This window comes from Micromonospora sp. ATA51 (assembly GCF_016802855.1).
Taxonomy (GTDB): domain Bacteria; phylum Actinomycetota; class Actinomycetes; order Mycobacteriales; family Micromonosporaceae; genus Micromonospora; species Micromonospora sicca.
Map to the genome: position 1 here is coordinate 24,471 of NZ_JAEVHJ010000046.1, position 6,000 is coordinate 30,470.

At 69.8% G+C, this 6,000-nt stretch carries 5 protein-coding genes and 1 pseudogene; 5 read left to right on the forward strand and 1 reads right to left on the reverse strand.

Annotated elements, in window-relative coordinates:
- Positions 1-1,269, reverse strand: a complete 1,269-nt coding sequence (locus JNW87_RS10675) for a beta-galactosidase (RefSeq protein WP_238453593.1) — start codon at positions 1,267-1,269, stop codon at positions 1-3.
- A gap of 119 nt (positions 1,270-1,388) precedes the next feature.
- Between JNW87_RS10675 and JNW87_RS10680 the strand changes: the two genes are divergently transcribed.
- From JNW87_RS10680 to JNW87_RS10700, 5 genes and pseudogenes are all read left to right on the forward strand, one after another.
- Positions 1,389-2,420, forward strand: coding sequence for a LacI family DNA-binding transcriptional regulator (locus JNW87_RS10680; RefSeq protein ID WP_109800475.1), 1,032 nt, complete (start codon positions 1,389-1,391; stop codon positions 2,418-2,420).
- A gap of 166 nt (positions 2,421-2,586) precedes the next feature.
- A complete protein-coding gene (locus tag JNW87_RS10685) occupies positions 2,587-3,846 on the forward strand; it encodes a sugar ABC transporter substrate-binding protein (protein WP_109800476.1) in 1,260 nt (419 codons plus the stop codon).
- 1 nt (position 3,847) lies between these two features.
- Positions 3,848-4,777, forward strand: coding sequence for a carbohydrate ABC transporter permease (locus JNW87_RS10690; RefSeq protein ID WP_109800477.1), 930 nt, complete (start codon positions 3,848-3,850; stop codon positions 4,775-4,777).
- A 100-nt stretch (positions 4,778-4,877) separates the two neighbouring features.
- On the forward strand, positions 4,878-5,687 hold the full coding sequence (locus JNW87_RS10695; protein WP_236647344.1) for a carbohydrate ABC transporter permease: 810 nt from the start codon (positions 4,878-4,880) through the stop codon (positions 5,685-5,687).
- Between the two features lie 30 nt (positions 5,688-5,717).
- A pseudogene (locus JNW87_RS10700) lies at positions 5,718-6,000 on the forward strand (hypothetical protein); the annotation flags it as partial.

Consider the following 6,000-nt stretch of genomic DNA (forward strand, 5'->3'; position numbering starts at 1 on the left):
TCAGGCGTCCCTCGGGATCGACCGGGGCGGCGAAGCCGTGCCGCTCGCCGGTGAAGGCGATCCGGTCGTTGCCGTCGCCGACCGGCTCCGCCAGCGGCGGGTTGTGGCGCCGGCGAAGAGGTAGAGGTTGAGCAGCCGGTTGCCCTGGGCCACGCAGAGCCGGGTCTTCAGCTCGGTCGCCTCGGGCGGGTAGAGCACCGTCAGGTCCTCGCCGTAGTCGCCGTTGCCGGCTTCGAACTCGAGGCAGGTCAGCGGCTGGTCGGGTCCGTGCGTCGCAGCCAGGAAGGCGTTGGAGACGTACAGGTCGGCGACGTTGGTGACGGTCAGGTCCCCGAGATAGTAGTCGGAGCCGGAGGTGAGCTGCGGCTGGCCGCGGTAGGACTCGAAGAGCTGGCTGATCCCGACGGGGAAGGTACGGCCCCGTCCGCCGCCGGTGCCGTGCACGTTGACCAGCATCGGCACCCCCCGGACGCCGTGCCGTTCGGCACTGTCGCGCAGTGCGGCCACGTAGCGGCGGTAGCGGTCCCGCATGTAACGGCCCAGGTCGTCGTGGAGTGCGAGGGACTGTTGCTCGGCCGGGGTGCGCAGGGCCGTCGCCCAGGCCCGGGGGTCGGTGGGGTCGGCGCCGACCCGCTGCGTGGCGCCGTCCTTGCCGTACCGGTCGACGGCCCAGCGGGCCAGGTCGGCGCAGAGCCCGTCGGTGAGGTCGGGGGAGTTGGTCACCCAGGACAGCATCCCGATCTCGTTGTCCAGCTGCACCGCCACCACGGGGCCGCCGCGCCCGGCGAGCCGGTCGGCGATCACCGGCATCACCTGGGCGTACCAGGCGTCGGCGGCGGCGAGGAACTCCGGTGCCAGGTAGTCGACGGTGCGGGTGCTGATCGGCGCGCCGTCCCAGGTGGTCGGCAGCAGGTGCGGGTGCTGTTCGTACACCCGGTAGGGGATGCCCTCGTTCTTGACCTCCGCCATGATGAAGGGACCGGGTCGCACCACCGCGCGCAGTCCGCGCTGGTGCGCCAGGTCCAGGAAACCGGCGAGATCCCGTTGCTCGTGGGTTCGTCCGGTCAGGTCGATCGAGCCGTCCGGCAGCTCGTGCCACAGCCATGGGACGTAGGTGGCTACGGTGTCCCCGCCGCACTCCCGCAGCCGGTCGAGCCGGTCGGCCCAGTCGGCGCGGGTCAGCCGGAAGTAGTGCACCTCCCCGCAGAGCAGCAGCTGGGGACGGCCGTCGATGACGATCCTGCGGTCCTCGAGTAGCACCGTAGACATATGGGGCAGAGCTCCCCTCACCGGAGATTGTGGACCCGACACTTGTGAACTTCGACTCACCTGCCTATGGTCGCCTGAAACCGGTTTCCGTTAACCGCACGTTACGGATCGAGGGAGTCATGGGCAACAGTCGGCTCACCGTCCGGGAGATCGCCCGGCTGGCCGGGGTCTCGGTCGCCACCGTCTCTCGGGTCTCCAACGGCACCGGCCAGGTGTCGGAGGAGATGCGCCGCCGGGTGCTCGAAGCCATCGAGAAGCATGGCTACCGCCCCGACCACCTCGGCCGCGCGTTGGCCGCCGGGCGGCACGGCGCGCTGGGCCTGGTCTTCCCGGGCCTGTCCGGCCCGTACTTCACCGAGCTGATCCAGGGCTTCGAGTCCGAGGCCGTACCCTCGCGGGCCAGTGTCCACATCCTCTGCACGCACCTGCGGTCGGACTCCGACCAGCAGGTGCTGGAGATGGGCCGGCGGGTGGACGGCGTGGCGGTCATTGGCGGCACGATCTCGGAGCTGGCCCTCCTCCGGTTGGCTGAGATGGTGCCGGTGGTGGTCGTCGCGGGCACGGGCCCGGGCGCGGTGCCGTCGGTGCGGGCCGATAACGCCGGCAGCATGGCGATGCTCACCCGTCACCTGCTGGTCGAGCACGAGCTGACTGACCTGGTGTTCGTGGGCAACCCTGAGGGGTCGCCCGACGTGAGCGAACGGTGGGCCGCCTTCCTCGCCGCCCACCGGTCGGTGGGGGTAACTCCGCCGGCCGCGCCGATCGCGGTGAGCATGCAGCAGGCCGACGGCGTGCTCGCCGCCGAGCAGCTGCTGCGCGGCGACCCGCGACCCGCCGGCGTGGTCTGCGCCAACGACGAGATCGCACTCGGCGTCCTCGTCGGAGCGCTCGGTCGGGGCCTGCGGGTGCCGCAGGACGTCGTCATCACCGGCTTCGACGACGCCCCGGTCGCCGCGCTGGTGAACCCGGCGCTGACCACCGTCCGCCAGCCGGTCCGCGAGCTGGCCGCCGAGGCGGCCCGGCTGATCCTCACCGCGGTGAGCGAACCCGAGCGCGCCTCCTCCGGCGACGTCGTGCTGCCCACCGAACTCGTCCTGCGCCGCAGCTGCGGCTGCCCGGCGAACCTGACGGCCGGCGGTTCCGGCTCATGAGGAGATTCCTGGTCGCCAGCGCTCGCCCGCCGGGCGCGACGGCGGCGCGGCGGCTGCGGGGCCGGACCGCCGGCAGCCGCGACCGGGTGCACCGAGCAGTGCTTCCCACGCAGGTCGTCGTCCGCACGAGCTGCGGCGAACATCATGCCAAGACGGAGGTTTCGTGATGAAGTCAGGGACCCGCAGGGGCGTCGCCGTGGCCCTGGTGGCCGCGCTGGCGCTGGCCGGCTGCGGCCGCGACGGCGGCGGAGGCGGTCAGGACAAGGCAAAGCCCGTCGGGGAGGGCAAGGCAAAGGGCGACATCACGGTCTGGGCGATGGGCACCGAGGGCGAGAAGCTCTCGGCCCTCGCCGAAGACTTCATGAAAGACAACCCGGACGCCAAGGTCACCGTGACCGCCGTGCCGTGGGACGGGGCACACGACAAGTTGGCCACCGCGATCGCCGGCAAGCAGACACCCGATGTCAGCCTCATCGGCACCACCTGGATGGGGGAGTTCGCCAAGACCGGCGGACTCGACGCGACCCCGCCCGACCTGGTCAAGAAGGACGACTTCTACGAGGGTGCGTGGAACACCACGGTTGTCGACGGCACCTCCTACGGCGTGCCGTGGTACGTGGAGACGCGGCTGCTCTATGTGAACAAGGCGGCCGCCATCAAGGCCGGAGTGAGCACCCCGCCGAAGAGCTGGGACGAGCTCAAGTCGGCGATCAAGGCGCTCAAGGACAAGGGCGGCGCCAAGTGGGGCGTCAACCTCCAGCCCGGCCAGACCGGTTCCTGGCAGACCGTCATGCCGTTCGTCTGGCAGAACGGCGGCGATGTGGCCAAGGACGGGAAGTTCACCCTCGACAGCCCGGAGGCGGTCGAGGCCTTCGCCTACTACAAGTCCTTCTTCGACGAGGGTCTCGCACCGAAGGATCTGCCGCAGGGCGCCCTTGAGCCGGCCTTCGTCAAGGGCCAGATCGGGGCGTTCGTCTCCGGCCCCTGGCACATCTCCGTCCTGAAGGACCAGGGAGGCGCCGGCAAGTACGACCTGTGGCCGATGCCCACCAAGCAGTCGGGCACGTCGTTCGTCGGCGGCGGCGACCTGGCGGTCTTCAAGGACGCCAAGAACCGCGACGGCGGGTGGAAGTTCGTCTCCTACCTGTCCCGGCCCGAGGTGCAGGCCAAGTGGTACAAGACGGTCAACGACCTGCCCGCGGTCAAGAAGGGCTGGGACGACCCGGCGCTCAGCGGCGACCCGCAGCTGTCGGCGTTCGGCAAGCAGCTCGAGGACGCCAAGTCCCCGCCCACCATCGCCACCTGGGAGCAGGTGTCCGCGGCGATCGACGCCGAGGTCGAGAAGATGTGCAAGACGGGCGAGAAGGCGGAGGACGCCGCAAAGGCGATGCAGCAGCAGGCCACCTCGATCGGCACCGGGGCCTGACATGACCGCGGCCGCGTCCGACGCGTCCACCCGGCGGGGGCGCGGTGTCCCGCGCCTCCGCCGGGTCCTGGTCGGCTGGGGCTTCGCCCTGCCCTTCACCGTCCTCTTCCTGGTCTTCATGGCCGGACCGGTGATCGCGTCGCTGCTGATGAGCTTCACCGACATCCGCAGCGCCGATCTGCGCAACCCGCTCGGCGTCAACCTCGTCGGCATCCAGAACTACAGTCGGCTGTTCCACGACGAGCTGTTCATCAAATCGGCGGTGAACACCGCCATCTTCGTGCTGGCCGGCGTGCCGCTGACGATGGTGTGCGGGCTGGCCGCTGCGCTTGGGCTGAACGCTGGCCTGACCCGGTTCCGGTCGCTGTTCCGCGTCGGCTACTACCTGCCGGTCGTGACCAGCATCGTGGCGATCGCCGTGGTCTGGCGCTTCCTGCTCCAACCCGATTCCGGCCTGCTCAACAGCCTGCTGCGACTGGTCGGCGTGCACGGGCCGAACTGGCTTTACGACACCCGGCTTGCGCTGCCGTCGCTGATCGTGATGGCCGCCTGGCGCAACCTCGGCTACCAGATGGTGATCTTCCTGGCCGGGCTCCAGGCCATCCCGCAGGAGCTGTACGAGGCGGCGCGCATCGACGGGGCGACCAGCTGGCAGCAGCTACGGTACGTGACGCTGCCCGCGCTGCGGCCGACGCTGCTCTTCGTGGGGGTCATCGCCACCATCGGCTACCTGCAGTTCTTCGAGGAGCCACTGGTGATGACCCAGGGCGGCCCGCTCAATTCGACGTTGTCGGTGTCGTACCACATCTACAACCAGTTCGGCTTCGGCAACTACGGCTACGCGTCGGCGATGAGTTACGTCCTCTTCCTGTCGATCGTGTTGATGTCGATCCTGTGGTTCCGGCTGCTGCGCTCCGACGAGGGAAGGTGATCCGATGTCGACGTCGATGAGGGCATCCAGCCGTCGGCGACGTGCGCCGGAGCTGCCGGAGGGAGCGGGACGGCGTTCGACGCGTCGTCCTCGTGATCGGGTGGCCAGCCTCGTCCTGCACGCCGTGCTGGTGGTGGGACTCGTGGCCATGGTCGGCCCGTTCGTGTGGATGCTGCTGTCGTCGGTGAAGCCGGAGGGCGAGATCCGGCTCGTCCCCACCACCTGGTGGCCGCACCATCCGACCCTCGACAACTATCGGGATCTGTTCGCCAGGTTGAACTTCCCCACGTACTTCCTGAACTCGGCGATTGTCGCCGGCCTGATCACCCTCGGCAATCTGATGTTCTGCTCGGCGGTCGGCTACGCCCTGGCCAAGCTGCGCTTTCCGGGGCGCAGGGCGCTGTTCGGCCTGGTCCTGGGGTCGGTGATGGTCCCCGGGATGGTCACTTTCGTCCCGTTGTTCGTGCTGGTCGCCAACATGGGCCTTACCAACACCTACGCCGGCCTGGTGCTGCCCTTCCTGGCCTGGGCGCTGGGGGCGTTCCTGATGCGCCAGTTCATGCTCTCCATACCGGACGAACTGATCGAGTCCGCGCGGGTGGACGGCGCCGGAGAGCTGCGCATCTTCCTCCGTATCGTCCTGCCGCTGTGCCGCCCGGCGCTCGCCGCGCTGGGCATCCTCAGCTTCCTCACCTTCTGGAACAGCTTCCTGTGGCCCCTCGTGGTGGCCACGACCGAGGACAAGTACACCCTCCCGGTCGCTCTCGCCCTGTTCAGCGTGGGCCAGAACCAGACGAAGTTCGGGCTGCTGCTCGCCGGCTCCGTGGTGGTGGTGCTGCCCGTGCTGATCGTCTTCCTTCTGCTGCAACGGCACTTCGTGCGCGGCATCGCCACCACCGGCCTCAAGTAGCCGGCCCGGAACCATCTCCGGAGGTAGCCAATGATCCGTCCCGCCCGCGTCGCCCTGTCGGCGGCGCTCGCCCTCACCCTTGCGGCTTCAGGCGCGGCCAGCGCCGCCGCCGCACCACCGTCCGCCGCGGTCGGCGCGCCCGCCGATGCCGCCTCCTGGGCGGCCGACACCTGGCGGTCCATGGCCGCCATGGCCGACCCGAGCACCGGGCTGCCCGCCGACAACATCGGCGGTGACCTGTCGCCCGCCAGCCGTGCGCGGTACACCTCGCCCACCAACATCGGGGCGTACATCTGGTCGGCGGTCGCGGCCC

Excerpts from the sequence above, each read along its gene's own strand:
- JNW87_RS10680 (WP_109800475.1), top strand. The coding sequence starts at position 1,389 with ATGGGCAACAGTCGGCTCACCGTCCGGGAGATCGCCCGGCTGGCCGGG.
- JNW87_RS10690 (WP_109800477.1), top strand. The coding sequence starts at position 3,848 with ATGACCGCGGCCGCGTCCGACGCGTCCACCCGGCGGGGGCGCGGTGTC.
- JNW87_RS10675 (WP_238453593.1), bottom strand. The coding sequence starts at position 1,269 with ATGTCTACGGTGCTACTCGAGGACCGCAGGATCGTCATCGACGGCCGT.
- JNW87_RS10685 (WP_109800476.1), top strand. The coding sequence starts at position 2,587 with ATGAAGTCAGGGACCCGCAGGGGCGTCGCCGTGGCCCTGGTGGCCGCG.